Below are 21,240 nucleotides of genomic sequence, written 5' to 3'. Positions count from 1 at the left end.
CAGCCCGCGGGCTGCCCTTTGTTATTGTCGCTGACCGTCAGGCGGCGCTCTCCAGTTGCGCCAGATGGAAAGCGCGCCAGTTGCCGTCGGGCAGGTAGTGCTTGCCCTGTTGCCACTTGGGATCGTGCTGCACTACGTAGCGGTAGTGGTAGGCCTGCTGTTGGCCGACATAACGCCCCTGCGCCGGGTCGAAGATCTCCACCTCGATGAGCTGGCGCAGATATTCGCTCTGGGGATCATCCTCGCCGTGGAAGTTCTCCATCTCGTCGAGCGCCGCGATGGCGGCAGGGAAGTCGTCCAGCACAAACAGCTCGCCATAGACCCAGTCATCCCCCTGCAGCAGGGCGGGGTAGCCCTTGTGCTGCAGGTGATAGAGAGCGCCGCGCACCCGGGCGCGCCGGGGCGTCTGGCTCACGTGGTGAGCCAGATAGCGGCGGTAGTTGAACAGCCCGTCCATCAGGCTGCCGTAGACGAACAGCGGGCGTGGCTGGCAAAGGCTCATGAGATCTCGCCGCCCACGACTTTGATATCGCCATCCTGCTGCAGCACCACCGCCTCGATGGCCAGCGCCAGCGCGCGGGTAATCTCGCTCATGGCGAGGCAGGGCTGGTTCACCTTGTCCGCTACCTGCTCGGTGATGTAGGGAACGTGAATAAAGCCGCCGCGCACCGCCGGGAACTCTTTTTCAATCAGGTAGTGCAGCTGGTACATGATGTGGTTGCAGACGAAGGTGCCGGCAGTGTTGGAGAGCGCCGCCGGAATGCCGTTCTCCTTGATGCGCTGCACCATTCCCTTGAGGGGCAGACGGGAGAAGTAGGCCGGTGCGCCATCGGCCTGAATCACTTCATCGATGGGTTGCTGCTGCTCGTTGTCGGGGATACGGGCATCGTCGATGTTGATGGCGATGCGCTCCGGGGTAATGGCGAAGCGACCGCCCGCCTGTCCGACGTTGATCACCACGTCGGGCTGGTGCTGACGCATCAGCTCCGCCAGCAGGGTGGCTGACTTGCCAAAGACGGTGGGGATCTGCGCCTTGATCACGGTGGCGTCCAGAATGGTCTCTGGCAGGCGTTTGACCGCCTCCCATGCCGGGTTGATGGGCTCGCCGCCGAAGGGGTCAAAACCGGTAATCAGTACTTTCATCATCTTCTCCCGAATGGTCAGAATGCCCAGAAATACATGAGGGCGATATGGATCAGCACCAGCGTCAGCGCCATCGGTACCTGCACCTTGATCACCTTGTTGAGATCCTTCATCTCCAGCAGGGCGGCGGGCAGGGCGTTGAAGTTGGCGGCCATGGGGGTCATCAGGGTGCCGCAGAAGCCGGCGGTCATCGCCAGCGCACCGGCCACCACCGGGTCACCGCCCTGGGCGATGACGAAGGGGATGCCGATGCCGGCGGTGATGACCGTGAAGGCGGCATAGGCGTTGCCCATGATCATGGTGAAGACCATCATGCCGAGGCAGTAGGCCACCACCCCGACGAAGGGGCTGCCGACCGGCACTACGGTGGAGATGCCGTGGGAGATGACATCGCCGACGCCGGACTTGTTGAAGATCACCCCGAGCGCGGCCAGCAGTTGCGGCAGAATGCCGGTAATGCCGACCTGCTGGATCATCCGGTCGGAGTCACCCACTACGGTAGAGGGGGTGGCACGAGTCAGCAGTACCGTGATGACGAAGGCGATGACCGCCGCCAGACCGATACCGACCTGACCGCCAAGGGGGGTGAACTGGGCGATCACCACCGCCAGCACGGCCAGCAGGATGCAGGGGAGGAAGATCCGGTTGCCGATGCGGCTGGCGTGGCGCTGGGACTCCTCCTCGCTCGCCTGCTCCAGCTTGCCGATCTTCACCTGCTTGAGCAGGGTGATGATCCCCATGGCGAGGATCAGCACGCCATTGATGACATTGGGGATATAGCTGCCGAAGGCAAACAGTACACCCAGAATGGTCCAGAACAGGGCGGTACCGATTTTGGCTGGGTGGCTGGGGTCACGCAGGACGCGCCAGGCGCTGCTGAACAGGATGACGCCGATCAGCACATAAAAGAATTCGAGCATGTTGGGGATGAGGGTCGCCATTATTGTTGCCCCTCCTTGTCGCTGCTCACGGTATATGTCTTGGCCATCTGACGGTCAAACCACATATTGGAAATAGCCACCATCAGCAGGGCGATAATGGCGATCGGCATGGATGCCTTGGCAATATCGACGGCAGAGACGCTATATCCAAGAGATTCAAATGTGCCGACGATCAGCAATACCCCGGCTGAGGCGACGAAGGTATTCTGGGCAAAGAAGTTGCCGTAGTTTTCGGTGGCGGAAACCCGCGCCTTGATATATTCCTCGTCCTCTTCGCTTAATTTGCCGTGCACCTTGGTGGCGGCTGCCTGAGTCATGGGGTTGACCAGCGGACGAATAAATTGGGTGTGACCCTGAACCCGCACCGAGAAGAGACCGGCCAGTTCGCGGATAAACATATAGAGGGTCATGAACTTGCCCGGGGTGAGCTTCTTGATCCGTTCGATCAGGGTGACCGCCTGCTGTTTGAGGCCGTAGCGTTCACAGATGCCGATCATCGGCAGGGTCAGCAGAAACAGTGTCACCATGCGGTTGGAGACGAAGGCTTCCCCCAGCAGGGAGAGGCAATCGGTCATGGAGAGACCGGAGACCAGCGCCGTGGTGACGGCGGCCACCAGTACGACGGCCAGAGTGTCGAGTTTGAAATAAAATCCCAATAAAATAATAAGAATTCCGCTTAATTTAATAAATTCCAATTAATCACCTCGTTAAAGTGAATATTTATATGCATTTTGGGGTGGCCGAGCTGTTTATCATCTGGTTACTGCGATGGCAACAAAAAATCCCCAAAAAGGGATTCGATTGGTTTTCTATTGGGGGTTTTTGCCGGTTTATTGTTCGCTGGTAAATGGTGAGTCCTGCACCGTCCAGGCTATTTTTTGCCCCCTAATCAGTCATTCAGATTATTTTGGGGTGCCTGGCGACAATATTGGGCTGACAATATGATCGCTATTCTCTTCCGTTGGTGGGTGATGGGGATTGTTGCGCAATGTCTATCTGGCAACCGTCAGCGAATGGCTGGGTATGACTGTGGTTGTGCGGAGCTGGGGTGAGGAAAGTGAAAGGGAGAGGCGGAGAGAACCGGTGGCGACGGCATCGCCACCGGTGCTGTCTCAGGGGGTCTGCTTGACCCAAATCAGCTGGTCGGTGGCAAAGCCCAGCGACTTCGCTTTGGCGACCAGCGCATCCACCTTCGCCTTGGGCGGGTTGGGGGAGCGGGAGAGGAGCCAGAGGTAGTCGTGGTTGTAGCTGGTCACCAGCGAGAGCTGGTAATCGGGGTCGAGGTCGATGACGTTGTAGCCGCCGTAGAAGGGGCCGAAGAAGCTCACCTTGAGTCGCGCCTCGTCAGGACTATCGACGAAGTAGGCCTTGCCCTCGGCTTCGCGCCAGCTGCCATCGCTCTGCTTGCCGCGGTTGAGCACCTTGACGCCGCCATCGTCACGCAGGCTGTAGGTGGCACTCACCTGCTCCAGCCCGCGCTCGAAACCGTGGTCGAGGCGGGCAATCTCGTACCAGGTGCCGAGATAGCGGTCGAGCTGGAAGCCGGTGACGGGGCGGATGCCGTCGGCGAGGCCGGTGCAGGCTGTCAGCAGCCAGACGGTAAACAGACAAAGCAGTGAACGCATAGGTAATCCCTCTCTCGTTATCCCTCTATGATGCGAAGCTGACCATCCCGAAAGCGGGAGGCCTGATCTGTCGGCGTGCTGCCGAAGAACCGTTTGTACTCCCGGCTGAACTGGGAGTTGCTCTCGTAACCGACTCTGGCGGCGGCCGCCCCCGCCTTGATGCCGTCGTGCAGCATCATCAGACGCGCCTTGTGCAGGCGAAACGACTTGATGTACTGCAGCGGCGAGGTGGCGGTGACCGCCTTGAAGTGGTGGTGAAAGGCGGAGACGCTCATGTTTACCTCCCGCGCCAGCTCCTCCATGGTGAGGTTGTCGGCGTAGCGCTGCTCTATCATACGCAGCACCCGGGCTATCTGGCCCACATGGTTGTGGCGGTTGGCGAGCGCCTGCAACGCCGGGCCGCCCCCCTCGGTGAGGGCGTGAAACAGCATCTCCCGCACCGTCTGCGGCCCCAGCACCCTGGCGTGCAGCGGGTTGTCCATCAGCTCGATCAGCCGCTCGGCGGCGCAGAACATGGTCTCCGACAGGGGGACCGAGTGGACGCCGCTCTTTTGCGGTGCGGGGGCGGGCAGGGCATCGCCAAGCTCCAGCAGCAGCTCTTGCAGGGTGACCAGATCGATCTCGATGGTAAACCCGATAAGCGGCTGCTCGGGGGAGGCGAAGCACTCGCACTCGCAGGGGAGCGGCAGGGTCATCAGCAGATAGTGGTTGGGGTCGTAGCGAAACACCTGATCCGCCAGATAACCCACCTTGTGTCCCTGCAGGATAACGATCATCCGCGGTTGGTAGAGCACCGGGGTGCGGCCATGGTGCTCGGTGGTATAGATGAGGTTGACCTGTTTCACCGGTGATGGGGTGATGCCGGGTGCAGTGACGTGGCGGGTCAATCTGGTTGCGAGGTCGCTGTAACGGTTTTGCATGGGCGCTCTTTGATTCGACAGTTCCGGTTTTCGCTGCTTTGTAGAAATAGGCAAGAATCAAGCAGGATGTTGTCTTGATGGTAGGGTGGTTCTGGAGAAAAATGCAATCACGATTTCGCGGCCTGGCCGCCCTGACTATCAGAAGAAGGCAATGTCGATGAACAACTTTACTCTCCATACCCCGACCAAAATCCTGTTCGGCCAAGGGCAGATCGCCCAGTTGCGCGAGCAGCTTCCGAGCGACGCCCGCGTCATGATCACCTACGGTGGCGGCAGCGTGGTACGCAGCGGCCTGCTGGAGCAGATCCGCAACGAGCTGGCCGGCATGACCCTGTTTGAATTTGGCGGCATCGAGCCGAACCCGGCCTACGAGACCCTGATGGGCGCTGTGGAGCTGGCCCGTGCCGAGCGGGTCGATTTCCTGCTCGCCGTTGGCGGTGGCTCAGTGCTCGATGGCACCAAGTTTATCGCCGCTGCTGCGCACTACGATCTGGCCAAGGATCCCTGGCACATTCTCGAGACCGTCGGCAGCGAAGTGCGCTCCGCCATCCCGCTCGGTTCCGTGCTGACCCTGCCGGCGACCGGTTCCGAAATGAACATGGGCGCCGTCATCACCCGTCGCAGCAGTGGCGACAAGGTGCACTTCTTCTCGCCGTTCGTGATGCCGCGTTTCGCCGTGCTGGATCCGGTGCTCACCTACACCCTGCCCGAGCGTCAGGTGGCGAACGGGGTAGTGGATGCGTTTGTTCACATCGTGGAGCAGTACCTCACCTATCCGGTCAATGCCAAGGTGCAGGATCGCTTCGCCGAAGGCTTGCTGCTGACCCTGATCGAAGAGGGCCCCAAGGCGCTGGCCGAACCGCAGAACTATGAGGTGCGCGCCAACATCATGTGGAGCGCCACCATGGCGCTGAACGGTCTGATCGGTGCCGGTGTGCCGCAGGATTGGGCCACCCACATGCTGGGTCACGAGCTGACTGCCCTGCACGGCCTCGACCACGCCCAGACTCTGGCGGTGGTGCTGCCCGCCCTGCTGCAGGCCAAGCGCAAACAGAAGCATGCCAAGCTGCTGCAATACGCAGAGCGGGTGTGGGGTCTGAACAGCGGCAGCGAAGCGGAGCGCATCGACGATGCCATCGCCGCGACCCGCGACTTCTTCGAGCGGATGGGGGTCAAGACCCGACTGCGCGACTACGGTCTCAAAGATCTGGGTATCGACACCCTGATCGGCAAGCTGGGTGAGCACGGCATGACCCGTCTGGGCGAGCACAGCGACATCGATCTGGTGCAGAGCCAGCATATTTATGAAGCGGCCTGGTAAGGTCCGCCAATCGGTGCCAAACGGGCGAAACGATTGAATTGCCGGGGCCCTCTCCCGCCATCTGGCGGCTGAGCGGCCCCGCTTTTGTTGGGAAAATGTTACTTTTCGGCGTTTCGCTGCGAGAAGTGAGACGAAAGCGGATTTCGTAAGAACAAAAAACGCTAAGATAGAGGGCCGGTAAAACATTTTTTTTGACTGGTTGGATCACTTTTTTCAGCCGTTTTTACTGGTATAAGCCTCTAATTTGGTTTGTTTTTTTTAATCGTAGCCAGGGATGGGCTGAATTCTGTACGAGTGCCGTCGGGACTGCGGTTGTAATAAAACTCCAAAATTTGATACTAATCACCTTCGCGCCTGAAAAGCGGGGGCCTGACCATGACAGGAGGTTGAGGTAAAGCCTACTGATTTTCATAACAAAGAGCCCTGGACCTGCACTTTGGTCATGTCTTGTTTCGTCAGAAGTGAGACACTGGGCAGCGATTGTTTATTAACCATCAGGGAATAGTCATGCAGATTGGAATACCGAGAGAGAGTCTCGCCGGTGAGACCCGGGTCGCAGCGACCCCGGCTACCGTCGAGCAGCTGAAAAAGCTCGGCTTCGAGGTCGCCATCGAGACCGGCGCAGGCCTGTCGGCCAGCTTCGATGATGCCGCCTTCGAGGCTGCCGGTGCCAGCGTGGTGCCGAATGTCTGGCAAGCCGACCTTATCTTCAAGGTCAATGCGCCGACCGATGCCGAGATCGCACAAATTAAAGATGGCGCCACTCTGGTGAGCTTCATCTGGCCTGCCCAGAACCCCGAGCTGGTCAAGAAGCTGTCCGAGCGCAACATCAATGTGATGGCGATGGATATGGTGCCGCGGATCTCCCGTGCCCAGTCCCTCGATGCCCTCTCCTCCATGGCCAACATCGGTGGCTATCGCGCCGTGGTTGAAGCTGCGCACCAGTTCGGTCGCTTCTTCACCGGTCAAATCACCGCAGCCGGTAAAGTGCCGCCTGCCAAGGTACTGGTGATCGGTGCCGGTGTGGCCGGTCTGGCTGCCATCGGTACTGCCGGTTCCCTCGGTGCCATCGTGCGTGCCTTCGATACCCGTCTGGAAGTGGCCGAGCAGATCGAATCCATGGGTGGGGAATTCCTCAAGCTGGACTTCGGTGGCGAAGATGGTGCATCCAGCGATGGTTACGCCAAAGTCATGTCCGATGAGTTCATCAAGGCCGAGATGGAGCTGTTCGCCCAGCAGGCCAAAGAGGTGGACATCATCATCACCACCGCTCTGATCCCGGGCAAGCCGGCTCCCAAGCTGATCACCAAAGAGATGGTCGACAGCATGAAGCCGGGCTCCGTCATCGTGGACATGGCCGCTCAGGCTGGCGGCAACTGTGAATACACAGTGCCGGGCGAACTGCATGTCACCGCCAACGGCGTCAAGGTGATCGGTTACACCGATCTGCCGGGTCGTCTGCCTGCCCAATCCTCCCAGCTCTACGGTACCAACCTGGTCAACCTGATGAAGCTGATGTGCAAGGAGAAGGACGGCAACGTCGCCATCGACTTCGAGGACGTGGTTCAGCGCAACATGACGGTGATCCAGGCCGGTGAAGTGACCTTCCCGCCGCCCGCCATCTCCGTCTCTGCTGCCCCGCAGAAACCGGCCGCCGCCAAACCAGCCGCCAAGAAGGAAGAGGCCAAGCCTTCCAACAAGAAGTTCGTGTTCGGTGCCCTCGGCATCGCCGCCTTCGGCTGGATCGCCTCCGTTGCCCCGGCAGCCTTCCTCTCCCACTTCACCGTATTCATCCTGGCCTGTGTGGTCGGTTACTACGTGGTGTGGAACGTCTCTCACGCCCTGCACACGCCGCTGATGTCGGTCACCAATGCCATCTCCGGCATTATCGTGGTCGGTGCCCTGCTGCAGATCGGGCAAGGGTCGACTCTGGTTACCGCGCTGGCGTTCATCGCCGTGCTGATTGCCAGTATCAACATCTTCGGCGGCTTCACCGTCACTCAGCGCATGCTGAAGATGTTCCGTAAGGATTAAGGGGGTTTAACGTGTCTCAAGGACTGGTAACAGCATCCTATATCGTTGCCGCCGTGCTCTTCATCCTCAGTCTCGCGGGACTGTCGAAGCAAGAAACGGCCAAGCATGGCAACCTGTTCGGTATCGCGGGTATGGCTATCGCCCTGCTCGCCACCGTATTCAACCCGGAGACCAGTGGCGTTCACTGGATCATTCTGGCCATGGTGATCGGTGGTGCCATCGGCGTGCGTCTGGCACTCAAGGTCGAGATGACCGAGATGCCCGAGCTGGTGGCCGTGCTGCACAGCTTCGTGGGTATGGCGGCAGTGCTGGTGGGCTTCAACAGCTTCATCGATCTGCACCCCTCTGCACCTGCTGAGGTGGTCGTCTCCGTCGGTTCCAACCTGGATGCCACCCTGGCAGCCGCCCGTGCGGCGTTCGAGCAGGCCAACAGCGTTGCTCAGGTCGAGCACCTGACCGGCGCCATGCTGAACATCCATTTGGTCGAGATCTTCCTGGGCGTCTTCATCGGTGCCGTGACCTTTACCGGTTCCGTGGTTGCCTTCGGCAAACTGCGTGGTCTCATCTCCTCCAAGCCGCTGATGCTGCCGCACCGCCACAAGCTGAACCTGCTGGCCGTGGTCGCTTCTCTGGCGCTGATGGTCTACTTCGTCAACGCGGGCGGCTCTACCTTCGCCCTGCTGGTGATGACCTTGATCGCCTTCGCCTTCGGCTGGCATCTGGTTGCCTCCATCGGTGGCGCAGACATGCCGGTGGTGGTCTCCATGCTGAACTCCTACTCCGGTTGGGCGGCGGCGGCGGCGGGCTTCATGCTCTCCAATGACCTGCTGATCGTCACCGGTGCCCTGGTGGGTTCCTCCGGTGCGATCCTCTCCTACATCATGTGTAAGGCGATGAACCGCTCCTTCATCTCCGTGATCGCCGGTGGCTTCGGCTCCGATGGCGTGGCCTCCACGGCTGATCAGGAGATGGGCGAATACCGCGAAACCAGCGCCGAGGAAGTGGCTGACCTGCTGAAGAACTCCAGCTCCGTCATCATCACCCCGGGCTACGGTATGGCGGTGGCACAGGCTCAGTATCCGGTTGCCGAGATCACCCAGAAGCTGCGTGACCGCGGCGTCAAGGTGCGCTTCGGTATCCACCCGGTTGCCGGTCGTCTGCCTGGCCACATGAACGTGCTGCTGGCGGAAGCGAAAGTCCCGTATGACATCGTGCTGGAAATGGACGAGATCAACGAGGACTTCGCCGATACCGACACCGTGCTGGTGATCGGTGCCAACGACACCGTCAACCCGGCCGCGATGGAAGATCCGGGCAGCCCGATCGCCGGTATGCCGGTGCTGGAAGTGTGGAAAGCGCAGAACGTCATCGGCTTCAAGCGCTCCATGAACACTGGCTACGCCGGTGTCCAGAACCCGCTGTTCTTCAAGGAAAATACCCAGATGCTGTTTGGCGATGCCAAGGCCAGCGTCGAGGCAATCCTGAAAGCACTGTAAGTGCCATTCAGAGAGTGGATATCAAGGAGGCTTCGGCCTCCTTTTTTATTGCCCATCCCTTGTATATCCTCAATCCATACGGACCATGAGGGATCTCCATGATGTGGTGTCAGGGTTGGCGAAGGATCGGGTGGTACGGCTGGCTGCTGGCATCTCTTCTCGTCGGTGGCATGGCTATGGCTCATGACAAGCCGACCCTGACCATATTGACAGAACTGTGGCCCCCCTATGTGATGCACAGCGACAAGGGGGAGCTGGTGGGCGCAGATCTCGAGCTGGCTCGCACCGTGCTGCAGCAGCTCGGCTATCGCACCGAGGTGAAGGTGCTGCCATGGAAGCGGGTGTTGCAACAGGCCCGCCTCGGGCAGGGGGATGCGGTACTCGACGTCTTCTATAACAAGGATCGTCAAGAGTGGCTCCACTATCCCGAAGAGCCGCTCTCTCGTAGTGGTGAAGTGCTCTTCTATCCGGCGGATCGTCCGGTGAAATTCGAGCAATTATCCGACCTCAAGGGGTTGCGGATCGGCATTCAGGCCGACTATGCCTACAGCCCCGATTTTCTGGCCGATGAAGGGGTGATCAGGGTCGCCATGACGGGCGATGGCAAGATGGTCAAGCAGTTGCATCTGATGATGGCCGGCCGACTGGATGGTGTCGTGCTCAATGAACAGGTTGGTCGTTATCTGCTGCGTACCCAGGGGCTGCAGGATCAGGTGCTCAATGGTCGCCGCCTGCTGACCGACGATAACCGCAACTTTCTCGGATTTACCCACAAGCCCGGCCATGACCAGTTGGCGAGGCGCTTCTCGGCCGCCTTGAAACAGTTCAAGCAGACCCCGGCCTACCAGCAGCTGCTGGCCCGCTATCATCTCTAGGTGACTCCGTCGTCTGTGCGTTGCATCACAAATTGTCGCGCTTTGTTAAAAGACGGGCATAATGGCGCTAAAAAAGCGATGTTGCGCAACTTAATTTGATTTTATTGATATTAAAATCAAATTAAGTTGATTTGCATGGGGCAGTCATCAGACGGCCACCTCTCTCGCGACGCCTTGGCGACGCGCTCCTGCTTGATGTTGATCCCGTGTCACCCTTTTTTGCCATGCTGTTGCCTGTGGAGATGACAGGCATTGCGCCACCAAGATGAGAATGCACAGATGAAACCACAATGGACCGACTTTATTACCCTGCTCAAGCGTGAAGTGGTGCCGGCCCTGGGCTGTACCGAGCCGATGTCGGTGGCGCTGGCGGCGGCCAACTGCCGCAAGCTGCTGGGGGAGACCCCGACCAGCATCAGCGTCTGGGTCAGTGGCAATCTGTTCAAGAATGGCATGGGGGTCGGGGTGCCGGGCACCGGCATGATCGGCCTGCCGGTGGCCGCTGCGGTCGGCATAACAGGGGGTAATCCCGATGCCGGGCTGGAGGTACTAAAGACTCTCACCCCGGCCCAGGTCGAGGCGGCCAAGGCGCTGCTGCCAGTGATCAAGGTGGATGTGAAGGATGTGCCGGACGTGCTCTACGCCGAGGTGCTGGCCGAAGTTGAAGGGCACAGTGCCCGGGTGGTGATCTGCACCGACCACACCCGCATCATCCTGATGGAGAAGGATGGCGAAGTTCTGATGGAGCAGGCCAGTGCCCCCGGCGTGCAGATCCAGCCGGCCAAATCCGCCAAACCGGCCATGACCCTGCGGGAGATCGTCGATTTTGCATTGGAAGTGCCGCTGGCGGAGATCGACTTTATCCGCGAGGCCGCCACCATGAATCAGGCGCTGGCAGATGAAGGGTTGCAGGGTTACGGTCTGAAGATCGGCAAGATCCTTACCGAACAGGTGGAGCGCAAGCTGCTCTCCGATGACCTGATGACGCTGGCGATGCGCCTCTCCTCCGCCGCCTCCGATGCGCGGATGGATGGTGCCATGCTGCCCGCCATGTCCAACTCCGGTTCCGGCAATCAGGGCATTGCCGCCACCATGCCGGTGGTCGCGGCTGCCCGCTTCCTCAAGGCGAGCGACGAGCAGCTGACCCGGGCACTGGTGATGAGCCATCTGGTGGCCATCTACATCAAGACCTATCAGAACAAGCTGTCGGCCCTCTGCGCCGCCAGTACCGCCGCCATGGGTGCCGGTGCCGCCATTACCTGGCTGCTGGGCGGCCAGTATCAGCAGATCAGCCACTGCATCAACAACATGATTGGCGATGTCTCCGGCATCATCTGCGACGGCGCGGGCAGCGCCTGCTCCATGAAGGTCTCCACTTCCACCTCGGCGGCGGTAAAGTCTTCGCTGATGGCCATCAACAACCTGCATGTCCCCCAGAGCGAGGGGATCGTTTCCGATGATGTGGACCAGACCATCGCCAATCTGGGCCGCCTCTCCAAAGAGGGGATGCTGGATACCGACATCGAAATCATCAACATCATGCGAGCGAAACAGCAGAAGCAGTGAATCTGTGACAAGGGGGCGATAGACCCCCTTGTTCTTGTCACGACGGCGCAGACCGTCTGACACGGTTGTCAGGGCAAGCATGGCGCTTGCTCTTGTTTCTCGGGCGCAAGCCCGCTTTTTGGGGAGTCATACCATGACATTTAGCGTTATCGGCAATCTGGCCATCGCCGCCATCTTGCTGTTCTTTCTCTACCGGTTACAGGAAAAACATGTGAGCTTCACCCGCCGGGTATTTGCCGGTCTGGGGCTCGGTATTCTGTTCGGCGCCGCGTTGCAACTGCTTTACGGTGCAGGTTCGCCCGTCATTGTTCAGACCATCGACTATCTGGATATCGTGGGTAGCGGCTATGTGAAGCTGCTGCAGATGATCATCATCCCGCTCATCATGGTCTCCATCATCAGCGCTATCTTGAAGCTCAATGGTGGCACTGCGCTGGGCAAGATCAGCGCCATGACCATAGGCGTGCTAATCTTCACCACCGCCATCGCCGCCGGGGCGGGCATCCTGATGTCCAACCTGTTTGGCCTGACTGCTGAAGGGCTCACCTCCGGTGCCGCCGAGAGCGCCCGGGGCGCCGCGCTGCAGACCACCCTCGGCAGCGTCGAGAGCATGTCTTTCGCCAAGATGATGCTGGAGTTCATTCCCGCCAACCCCTTCCTCGACATGACCGGGGCCCGCAAGACCTCCACCATCGCCGTGGTGATCTTCTCCATCTTCATTGGCCTCTCAGCTACCGGCATCGCCCGCAAGAAGCCGGAGATCTTCGCCAGCTTCAGCCACTTCGTGGCCGTGGCTCATGCCATCGTGATGCGAATGGTGACCCTGGTGCTGCGCCTGACCCCGTTCGGCGTACTGGCGCTGATGACCAAGGTGGTCTCCGGCTCCAACTATGCTGACATCCTCAACCTGCTCAGCTTTGTGATGGCCTCTTACGGTGCCATCGCCATCATGTTTGTCGTGCACCTGCTGCTGGTGAGCATGGTCGGCATCAACCCGCTGCGCTTCCTCAAGAAGATCACTCCGGTGCTGGCGTTTGCCTTCACCTCGCGCACCAGTGCGGGCTCCATCCCGATGAACGTGCAAACCCAGACAAAGTCGCTGGGTATTCCTGAGGGGATCGCCAACTTCGCCGCCTCCTTCGGTTCCACCATCGGCCAGAACGGCTGTGCCGGTATTTATCCGGCCATGCTGGCCGTGATGATTGCCCCGACCGTCGGGGTCAACCCGATGGATCCCGGCTTTATCATGACCCTGATCGCCATCATCACCGTCAGCTCCTTCGGGGTGGCCGGGATTGGCGGTGGCGCCACCTTTGCCGCGCTGATCGTGCTCTCCGCGCTGGACTTCCCGGTGGCGCTGGCCGGTCTGCTCATCTCCATCGAGCCGCTGATCGACATGGGCCGTACCGCGCTCAACGTCTCCGGCTCCATCACCGCAGGGACGGTCACCAGCCGCCTGATGGGCGAGACCGACATGCATGTGTTCAACAGCGATCACGAAGTGAGTCTGGACGGCGAAGAGTCCACCGTCTGATTTGCGTCGGTTGATCTGCCAGTGGAAAGGGGCGACTCTTTCCCGTCATAGACCACAGGGAGGGCATGCCCTCCCTGCGCCATTGAGAGGAAAAACTATGAGAATTCTGATCATCGGTGGTGAAGCCGCCGGTATGAGCGCGGCGGCCAAGGCGCGCCGTCTGGCCAAAGATGCCGACATCGTGGTGTATGAGGCCTCCGAAGTGATCTCTTTCGGTGCCTGCGGCCTGCCTTACTTCGTCGGTGACGAGTTTCAGGAGCCCGGTTACATGGCCGAGTTCACCCCCGAGCAGTTCGCCGCCAAGGGGATCGAGGTCAAGATTGGCCATCGGGTGCTGAGCGTCGATGCGGCTGCCCAGACTCTGGTGGTGGAGCACAACGGCGACACCTTCACCGATCGCTACGATCGGCTGATGATCGCCACCGGTGCCCGCGAAGTGATGCCCCCCATCCCCGGTTTGCTGCAGCAAGGGGTATTCGGTCTGCGCCGGATGGCCGACGGACTGGCGCTGAAGGCGGCGGTACAAGACAAGAACAATCGCCGCGCCGTGGTGATTGGCTCCGGCTTTATCGGGCTGGAGGTGGTCGAGGCGCTGGTCCATCAGGGCAAAGAGGTGCGTCTCATCGAGCTGGCGGATCGAGTCATCCCCGACGCGTTTGATGGCGAGATCACCCAGCACATCGAAACCGAACTGCGCGAGCAGGGGGTCTCCCTCCATCTGGGTGAGCGAGTTGAAGCACTGCTGGGGGATGGCCGGGTGACCGGCGTGCGTACCAGCCAGGGCGAGTACGAGGCCGATATCGTGGTGGTCTGCACCGGGGTCAAGCCCAACACCGAGTTTCTGGCCGATACCGGCATCGAGCGACTCGGCAACGGCGCCATCAAGGTGGATCGTCAGGGGCGCAGCTCGCTGGCCAACGTCTGGTCGGCCGGTGATTGTGCCAGCGTCTGGCATAGCGTGAAGCAGCAGCAGGTCTATGTGCCGCTCGCCACCATCGCCAACAAGCTGGGGCGCATGGTGGGTGAGAACCTGGCCGGTGCCGAGCAGACGTTCCCGGGCACTTTGGGCTCTGCGGCGCTCAAGGTGCTGGGGCTGGAGGCGGGCCGTACCGGCCTCTCCGAGCAGGAAGCCAAGGCGATGGGGATCGACTATCGCACCGTGGTGATCAAGGACAAGTGCCACACCAACTACTGCCCGGGTCAGTCCGACATCCACGTCAAACTGGTCTATGATGCGGGCAGCAAGCGACTGCTGGGCGGCCAGATCCTCGGTCGCAAGGGGGCGGTCCACCGCATCGACGCGCTGGCAGTGGCCATCACCATGGGAGTGACCACCGAGCAGCTCGGCATGCTGGACTTTGCCTACGCGCCGCCCTTCTCCCGCACCTGGGATGCCCTGAACGTGGCGGGTAATGTCGCCAAATAAAGGGGGGCAGGCCAACCTGACAGTGACAAGAGGCGGCACAGGGTGCCGCCTCTTCTTTTTGTTTAAAGCTGCCTCAGGGATTGGCAGGGGGATCTTGCCGCTCCGGCTTGCCTGTCGCCGGTTTGCTGCCGACCAGCACGGCGCCGAAGAAGATAAGCGCAACACCTGCCGCCTTGCTTGCCACCAGCGGTTCGGCAAAGACCGGCATGCTCACCGCCAGCAGATAGACCAGCCCGTAACTGGTGCTGAGCAGTGGGTAGGCGATATTGAGCGGTGTGGAGTGCAGCGCGGCCAGCCAGCAGAGCAGCGATAGCCCGTAGCAGAGGATGCCGATGACGATGGTGAGGAGTGGCAGGGGGTGAGCCAGCATCACGGCGGGATCGGCCTGCCATGCAGGGAGGCTGATCGCTCCCCACTTCATGCAGAGCTGCGCCACCGTCACCAGCACTATGCTGCCTAACACGTAGAGATAGCCCTTCATCGCAGGCCTCCCAGCAGCAGGGCGCCGACGATGATGGTGGCAGCCCCCAGCCAGTTGTGGCTGCTCACCGGCTCGTGGAAAAAGAGGCGTGAGCCGAGCAGCACCAGCACCAGATTAATGCTGAGCATGGGGTAGGCCATGCTCAGCGGCAGTCGTTGCAACAGATAAATCCAGAGCAGCATGCCACTGCCAAGTGCTGCCACGCTGGCAACAAGCCAGGGGGAACGCAGCTTTTGCAGGTGGTTACAGGGGTTACGCTGCCAGCAGATAACGGCCTGCTTTTGCAGCATCTGGCCGCTGCTGGTCAGCAGGCACACCAGTAATAGCAGCACTATATCCATCAGCGTACTCCATGGTAGATGAGCAGGGTCAGCCGGTGGCTGACGAGGGTCTCGTCGGCAGGGGGCAGAGGGCCGGTCTCTCCGTCGTGATCGGTCTTCATCAGCAGGGCAACTTGCCCCTTCTCGCGCGCTTGTGCCAACCATCTCGGGAACTCTGCACGGGCAACATAGCGGCCCTTGGCATCCGGATAGCCCAGGCCGTAAGCTAGCTCTCCTTTGTCGTCGAACAGCATGATCTCGCCGCGCCGTGTGCTCCGGGCGAGAGCGGATGCCAGTCCCGGATCGCTGGCCAGCAGAGTCTCTGAACCCTGCAGCACGGCCTGATTGGTCTCGATGAAACGCTCTGGCAGCTTTGAGTCGATCAGTGATTGCGGCAGCGCCCAGGGCAGGCCGATGGCCAGTATCATGGGGCAGAGCGCGCTCAGGACCCAGCGGCGACTGACCGCCTGCAACTGGATGAGTCCGAGCAGGGACCAGCCGATAAAGATGGCCATGGCCACCGACAGTGCCCCGTGATCCTCTTCACCGTAGATGGCGTGGTCGCGGGATAAAGCCAGCACGGTCAGCACTACCAGTCCGATGAGGCCGAACAGGCCGTTCAGCCAGGCGTTGAGTTTGAAGGCCCGCTCTTTACCTTCCTTGATTTTGTCCACGGCGCTGGTGGCCATCAGCATGGCCAGCGGGGCGAAACAGGGCAGGATATAGGTGAGCAGCTTGCCTTTGGCAATGCTGAAGAAGAGCAGCGGCAACACCACCCAGGCCAACAGATAGAGGGTTTCCGGGCTGTTCTTGCGCGCTTGCCATCCTTGCTTCAGTGCCCCCGGCAGCAGGCCGAGCCAGGGCAGGGTGCCGAGCAGCCCCATCGGCAGGTAGTACCAGAATGGCGCCTTGTGCTGCGCATCTTCCGAGGCGAAGCGCTGGATGTGCTCAATCCAGAAGAAGTAGTGCCAGTAGTCCGGCTCGCGCAGGTGTACGGCGATGGCCCAGGGGGCGACCAGCAGAGCCGCGCTAAGGATGGCCAGCGGCCCGAAACATACCAGCTCGCGCAGGCGGCGCTGATAGATGGCGTAGGGCATGATGGCTACCACGGGTACCGCCAGTGCGATAAAGCCTTTGGTGAGAAAGCCCATGCCGCAGGCGAGGCCGAACAGCAGATAGCCTGCCACTCTGCGACCGGGCGGCCCTTCTTGCCGGATGAGGTAGAAGCTCACCATGGCGGCATTGAGCCAGAGGGTGACCATGGCATCCAGCACGCTGTAGGTGCCGATGCCGTAGACGATCAGGGTCGAGAGATAGATCAGGCTGGCGAACCACGCTGTACGCCGGCACTGCCACAGCTGCAGAGCGAACCAGAAGATCAGCAGGGCGCTCAGGCCGGTGGCTGCGGCCGAGGCGAAGCGGACCGCAAAGTTGCTCTCGCCAAACAGCAGCTGGCTGAGGCTGTTGAACCAGTAACCGGCGATGGGTTTCTCGAAGTAGCGCAGGCCAAGGAAGTGGGGCACCACCCAGTCACCCGTGGTGATCATCTCCCGGCTGATCTCGGCGTAACGGTTTTCGTCCGGGCTCCACAGCATCCGCTGGTTGAGTGGCAGCAGGTAAAAGGCGAGGAAGAAAAGGGGCAGGGCCCATCGGGTCATCTTCATGAGATTCTCTGTTGCAATCTGGCGAGCGGGTTCATGGCGTCATCTTGCAACCGAGCCACCCTTCGCGTCCTGGCAGGGAGCCGCGCAGCAGATGGCTGGTCGGCAAGAGGGCTGGGTCGGGGGGAAGCAGGTTGCCAAGGGGGATGAAGTGGATGCCGCGCGACCTGGCTTCATCGAGCAGGAGATCGAACTGCTCGGCCATGACGATCCCCTCCACCTCGGCGTGGATGGTGTAGACATGGGGGCCCGGTTGCGGTGCCGCAGTCAGCTGCTCCAGCAGGAAGTGGTTGAAGCGCTCGGCCGTCACCTGGCTGCCAATCACCTCGTCAAAGGTGGGCAGGTTGACCGGGATCTGCGGGGTGCCGGGCCGACCATCCTCCAGAATGGGACGGAACAGGCCGCAGCCGCGGCAGTCACTGTTGTAGCGAAAGCCGAACTGCTCCTTGGCCTGGGTGGTGAGGGGATCGGCTCGCCAGCCGGCGGCGGCGGAGCAATCCACTTCGCGCCCTAGGATCTCGCTCAGGGCATCGACTCCGAGCCGGGTCTGGCGGATCAGTTCGGCTTCGTCCCAGCGACCGGTATTGGCCTGCCAGCCGTGGTGATCCCAGGCATGCAGCCCCACCTCATGGTGCGCCTTATCGGTGTCGCGCATCAGGGAACCCAGCTCTCTGCCGATGGACTTGCCGGGCCAGGCGGTGCCAGCCAGCAGGATATCGAGCCCATAGAGGGATGCGGCGTTGGAACGCAGCATCTTGAGCAGGAAGCGGGGTTTTAGCAGACGCCACAGGTGGCGCCCCATGTTGTCCGGACCGACCGAGAAGAAGAAACTCCCCTTCACCTGATGCTTGTCGAGCAGTTGCAGCAGGCGGGGAACCCCGTCACGGGTTCCCCTGAAGGTATCGACGTCGATCCGCAGACCCACTTCAGTCATGCTCGACTCCCGTCGTGACCGCCCCCTGCAGGAAGAAGTCCAGCGTCTTGCCGATGGTCTCTTCCATCTCGATGGTCGGTTCCCAGTCGATCAGCTTGCGGGCATTACGGATGCTCGGGCGGCGGTGGGAGACATCCTGATAGCCGTCGCCGTAGAAGGACTTGCTCTCCACCAGATTGAAGCCGGCAAATGGCGGGAAGTGGTGGCGCAACGGGTGGGCCTCGAACTTGGCGAGCAGCACCTCGGCCATCTCGCGAATACTCGCCTCGTTATCCGGGTTGCCGATGTTGATGATCTGGCCGTTGCAGCGATTGCCCCTGTTTTCGACGATGCGAAACAGGGCTTCAATGCCATCCTCGATATCGGTGAAGCAGCGTTTCTGGGCGCCGCCATCCACCAGCTGGATCGGGGTGCCGTCCACCAGATTGAGGATCAGTTGGGTGATGGCGCGGGAACTGCCGATGCGGGCAGAGTCCAGGCTGTCGAGGCGTGGGCCCATCCAGTTGAAGGGACGGAACAGTGTGAAGTTGAGCCCCTCTTTTTTGCCGTAGGCCCAGATCACCCTATCCAGCAGCTGCTTGGAGACCGAGTAGATCCAGCGCTGCTTGTTGATGGGGCCGACGATGAGGCGGGATTCATCTTCGTCGAAGCTGTGGTCGTCGCACATCCCGTACACCTCGGAGGTGGAGGGGAAGATGATGCGCTTGTGGTACTTGACGCAGTAGCGGACGATCTTGAGGTTCTCTTCAAAGTCGAGTTCGAACACCCGCAGCGGGTTGCGGGTGTACTCGATGGGGGTGGCGATGGCCACCAGCGGCAGGATCACGTCGCACTTCTTGATGTGGTACTCGATCCACTCGGTGTGGATGCTGATGTCCCCCTCCACGAAGTGGAAGTGGGGGTGGCCGATGAAGCGTTCCACTGCGCTGGAGCCAATATCGAGGCCATAGACCTCGTAGCCGCCATCCTTGAGCAGACGCTCGGTGAGGTGGTTGCCGATAAAGCCGTTGACGCCGAGGATCAACACCCGGGTCAGCCGTGCCTTGCGCATGGCCTTGCTCGCCTTGGCGCCGATCTTCATCCCTTCCATCAGCCCCAGCTCGCGGGCAAGTTGGGCGCCGCGTACATAGAGCCCTCCTTCGGCCTGGCCGGTCAGGATCTCCAGCACCCCTTCACCACAGGCCACCTGCAGCGGGTCGTGGGAGAGAATGGTGCCCGGCTGCTGGTCGCTCTGGATCGCCAGCGGCTTTGCCTGCCAGACCGTCAGCTTGCGATCACCGGCGAAGCTGAAGGCCCCCGGGTAGGGCTGGGTAACGGCACGTACCAGGTTATAGAGATCCCTGGCGGGCTTATCCCAGCGCAGCTCGCCATCGGCCGGGGTGCGGCGACCATAGTAGCTTGCCTTGCTCTCGTCCTGCGGGGTGAAGGTGGCGTCACCGCGCTTGAGTTTGACCAGCTCCCCTTCCAGCAGGGCGTGGGCTGCCTGGCGCATCTTGCCATGCAGGGTCAGTGCGGTGTCATCGTGGGCAATGGTTACTGCCTGCTGGGCAAGGATATCGCCGGCATCGGCACGGGCTGTCATCCGGTGCAGGGTCATGCCGGTTTCGCGCTCGCCGTTGACCAGACACCAGTTGATGGGCGCCCGGCCACGATAGGCAGGCAGCAGGGATCCATGCAGATTGAAGGCCCCGACGGTCGGGATATCGAGGAGTTCCTGCTTGAGCAGGTTGCGGTAGTAGAAGGAGAAGATGGCCTCGGGCGCCAGTTCGCGGATACGCTCGACCCAGAGCGGGTGGTTCACGTCTTCGGGAGAGTAGACCGGCAGGTCATGTTCGGCGCAGAGCTGGGCCACCGAACCGAAGAAGCGGTTCTCGCCCGGATCATCGGCGTGGGTGAAGACCGCCTGGATCTGATAACCGGCCTGAAGCAGGGACTCGATACCGGTGCAGCCGATATCGTGATAGGCAAAGACAACAACGTTCATGATTGAGTTTCCTGTTGCGAAGCATCCGGTGTGGAGCGAACGATTTGGTGAATGAAGTAGCGGGGACGGGCGCGCACATCGGTATACATGCGGCCTATGTACTCACCCAGCAGCCCCATCCCGATCAGCTGCACGCCGACAAAGGTGAAGAGAATGGCAAACAGGGTGAAGACGCCATCTGCTGCCCAGTCGGCGCCCAGTAACAGACGCAGCAGCAGCAGCAGGATCGAGAAGGTGAAGCCGATCCCCGCCACCAGGCTGCCAACGATGCTGAGCAGGCGCAGCGGGGCCGTGGTCATGCAGGTGACCAGGTCGTACATCAGGTTGATAAGGTGCATCAGGCCATATTTGGATTCGCCGTGGGCCCGCTCGGCGTGGCCCACCTCCAGCTCTGTGGTGCGGCGGGCAAAGCTGTTGGCCAGGATGGGGATGAAGGTGCTGCGCTCCTGACAGCAGAGCATGGCGTCGATGATGTGGCGGCGATAGGCACGCAGCATGCAGCCGTAGTCGCTCATCTGGACGCCGGTGGCCCGCTGTACCGACTTGTTGATAAAGCGTGAGGCTGTCTTGCGAAACCATGAATCCTGCCGGTTGCGGCGGATGGTGCCGACCACGTCATACCCTTCCATGGCGGTGGCGACCAGCCGCGGGATCTCTTCCGGCGGGTTCTGCAGATCGGCATCCAGGGTGATCACCAGATCCCCTGTTGCCGTCTCGAAGCCGGCCATGATGGCGGCATGCTGGCCATAGTTGCGGTTGAGCAGCACGGCGACCAGCTTGCTCCCTTCGCGATTGGCGGCTTCGCTGATGATGGTGGCGGATCGGTCGTTGCTGCCGTCGTCGATCAGGATCACTTCGTAATCCTGGCTCAGCTGCTCGCAGGTGTCGGTCACCCGTTGCAGCAGTTCCTGCAGGCTCGCCTCCTCGTTGTAGACGGGAATGATGACTGAGACCCGTTTGATGTCGTTATGGTTCACGT

Annotated in this window: 19 protein-coding genes; 7 read left to right on the top strand and 12 right to left on the bottom strand. The window is 60.9% G+C overall.

Going from position 1 to position 21,240, the window contains the following annotated elements:
* Positions 1 to 37: 37 nt before the first annotated feature.
* From G5195_RS14150 to G5195_RS14125, 6 genes are all read right to left on the bottom strand, one after another.
* Positions 38 to 502 carry a gamma-glutamylcyclotransferase family protein gene (locus G5195_RS14150; RefSeq protein ID WP_042031904.1) on the bottom strand — a complete coding sequence of 155 codons (465 nt, stop codon included), beginning with the start codon at positions 500 to 502 and terminating at the stop codon, positions 38 to 40.
* Positions 499 to 1,143 carry a pyroglutamyl-peptidase I gene (gene pcp / locus G5195_RS14145; protein ID WP_421236249.1) on the bottom strand — a complete coding sequence of 215 codons (645 nt, stop codon included), beginning with the start codon at positions 1,141 to 1,143 and terminating at the stop codon, positions 499 to 501. The genes G5195_RS14150 and pcp overlap by 4 nt, the downstream gene beginning before the upstream one ends.
* Positions 1,144 to 1,160: 17 nt before the next feature.
* Positions 1,161 to 2,084 (bottom strand): DUF979 domain-containing protein, encoded by a 924-nt coding sequence (locus G5195_RS14140; protein WP_421223004.1) that lies wholly within the window; start codon positions 2,082 to 2,084, stop codon positions 1,161 to 1,163.
* Positions 2,084 to 2,779: a DUF969 domain-containing protein gene (locus tag G5195_RS14135; protein WP_005341931.1), complete on the bottom strand. Its 696-nt coding sequence runs from the start codon at positions 2,777 to 2,779 to the stop codon at positions 2,084 to 2,086. The genes G5195_RS14140 and G5195_RS14135 overlap by 1 nt, the downstream gene beginning before the upstream one ends.
* A 417-nt stretch (positions 2,780 to 3,196) precedes the next feature.
* Positions 3,197 to 3,709, bottom strand: a complete 513-nt coding sequence (locus tag G5195_RS14130; protein ID WP_421236248.1) for a lipocalin family protein — start codon at positions 3,707 to 3,709, stop codon at positions 3,197 to 3,199.
* Positions 3,710 to 3,726: 17 nt separating this feature from the next.
* Complete coding sequence (locus tag G5195_RS14125; RefSeq protein WP_421236247.1) at positions 3,727 to 4,629, bottom strand: AraC family transcriptional regulator; 903 nt, start codon at positions 4,627 to 4,629, stop codon at positions 3,727 to 3,729.
* A 157-nt stretch (positions 4,630 to 4,786) separates the two neighbouring features.
* Here G5195_RS14125 and yqhD point away from each other — a divergent pair, with 157 nt between their 5' ends.
* The 7 genes from yqhD to G5195_RS14090 all read left to right on the top strand — a co-directional run bounded on the left by yqhD (position 4,787) and on the right by G5195_RS14090 (position 14,881).
* Complete coding sequence (gene yqhD, locus G5195_RS14120; protein ID WP_139741285.1) at positions 4,787 to 5,950, top strand: alcohol dehydrogenase; 1,164 nt, start codon at positions 4,787 to 4,789, stop codon at positions 5,948 to 5,950.
* Between the two features lie 507 nt (positions 5,951 to 6,457).
* Positions 6,458 to 7,984: a Re/Si-specific NAD(P)(+) transhydrogenase subunit alpha gene (pntA, locus tag G5195_RS14115; RefSeq protein ID WP_040070064.1), complete on the top strand. Its 1,527-nt coding sequence runs from the start codon at positions 6,458 to 6,460 to the stop codon at positions 7,982 to 7,984.
* 11 nt (positions 7,985 to 7,995) lie between these two features.
* A complete protein-coding gene (gene pntB / locus G5195_RS14110; RefSeq protein ID WP_069526987.1) occupies positions 7,996 to 9,480 on the top strand; it encodes a Re/Si-specific NAD(P)(+) transhydrogenase subunit beta in 1,485 nt (494 codons plus the stop codon).
* A gap of 98 nt (positions 9,481 to 9,578) precedes the next feature.
* Positions 9,579 to 10,355 carry a substrate-binding periplasmic protein gene (locus G5195_RS14105; RefSeq protein WP_421236246.1) on the top strand — a complete coding sequence of 259 codons (777 nt, stop codon included), beginning with the start codon at positions 9,579 to 9,581 and terminating at the stop codon, positions 10,353 to 10,355.
* Between the two features lie 279 nt (positions 10,356 to 10,634).
* Positions 10,635 to 11,921 carry a serine dehydratase subunit alpha family protein gene (locus tag G5195_RS14100; protein WP_421236245.1) on the top strand — a complete coding sequence of 429 codons (1,287 nt, stop codon included), beginning with the start codon at positions 10,635 to 10,637 and terminating at the stop codon, positions 11,919 to 11,921.
* Positions 11,922 to 12,054: 133 nt separating this feature from the next.
* Entirely contained in the window at positions 12,055 to 13,455 is a 1,401-nt protein-coding gene (locus tag G5195_RS14095; RefSeq protein ID WP_005341918.1) for an L-cystine transporter, read from the top strand.
* A 97-nt stretch (positions 13,456 to 13,552) separates the two neighbouring features.
* Positions 13,553 to 14,881: a CoA-disulfide reductase gene (locus tag G5195_RS14090; RefSeq protein ID WP_421236244.1), complete on the top strand. Its 1,329-nt coding sequence runs from the start codon at positions 13,553 to 13,555 to the stop codon at positions 14,879 to 14,881.
* Between the two features lie 73 nt (positions 14,882 to 14,954).
* On the opposite strand, the gene arnF is transcribed toward G5195_RS14090, so the two are convergent.
* Genes arnF through arnC form a run of 6 tightly spaced genes read right to left on the bottom strand, consistent with a single transcriptional unit; the run spans position 14,955 to position 21,238 of the window.
* Positions 14,955 to 15,362, bottom strand: a complete 408-nt coding sequence (gene arnF, locus G5195_RS14085) for a 4-amino-4-deoxy-L-arabinose-phosphoundecaprenol flippase subunit ArnF (RefSeq protein WP_216952260.1) — start codon at positions 15,360 to 15,362, stop codon at positions 14,955 to 14,957.
* The gene (locus tag G5195_RS14080) at positions 15,359 to 15,703 is read right to left on the bottom strand and encodes an EamA family transporter (protein ID WP_216952259.1); all 345 of its coding nucleotides are present in this window, start codon (positions 15,701 to 15,703) and stop codon (positions 15,359 to 15,361) included. Before G5195_RS14080 ends, arnF begins: the two co-directional genes overlap by 4 nt.
* Complete coding sequence (gene arnT / locus G5195_RS14075; RefSeq protein WP_421172618.1) at positions 15,703 to 17,346, bottom strand: lipid IV(A) 4-amino-4-deoxy-L-arabinosyltransferase; 1,644 nt, start codon at positions 17,344 to 17,346, stop codon at positions 15,703 to 15,705. Before arnT ends, G5195_RS14080 begins: the two co-directional genes overlap by 1 nt.
* 31 nt (positions 17,347 to 17,377) lie before the next feature.
* Entirely contained in the window at positions 17,378 to 18,277 is a 900-nt protein-coding gene (arnD, locus tag G5195_RS14070) for a 4-deoxy-4-formamido-L-arabinose-phosphoundecaprenol deformylase (RefSeq protein ID WP_216952257.1), read from the bottom strand.
* Entirely contained in the window at positions 18,270 to 20,261 is a 1,992-nt protein-coding gene (gene arnA / locus G5195_RS14065) for a bifunctional UDP-4-amino-4-deoxy-L-arabinose formyltransferase/UDP-glucuronic acid oxidase ArnA (RefSeq protein WP_421236243.1), read from the bottom strand. The genes arnD and arnA overlap by 8 nt, the downstream gene beginning before the upstream one ends.
* Positions 20,258 to 21,238: an undecaprenyl-phosphate 4-deoxy-4-formamido-L-arabinose transferase gene (gene arnC, locus G5195_RS14060; protein ID WP_421236242.1), complete on the bottom strand. Its 981-nt coding sequence runs from the start codon at positions 21,236 to 21,238 to the stop codon at positions 20,258 to 20,260. The genes arnA and arnC overlap by 4 nt, the downstream gene beginning before the upstream one ends.
* Positions 21,239 to 21,240: the final 2 nt, after the last annotated feature.

Origin of the sequence: Aeromonas sp. 601039 (genome assembly GCF_049174415.1) — a bacterium.
GTDB lineage: Bacteria > Pseudomonadota > Gammaproteobacteria > Enterobacterales > Aeromonadaceae > Aeromonas > Aeromonas veronii_A.
Note: the sequence above shows the minus strand (reverse complement) of the source record. Positions and strands in the feature narration are given on the sequence as shown.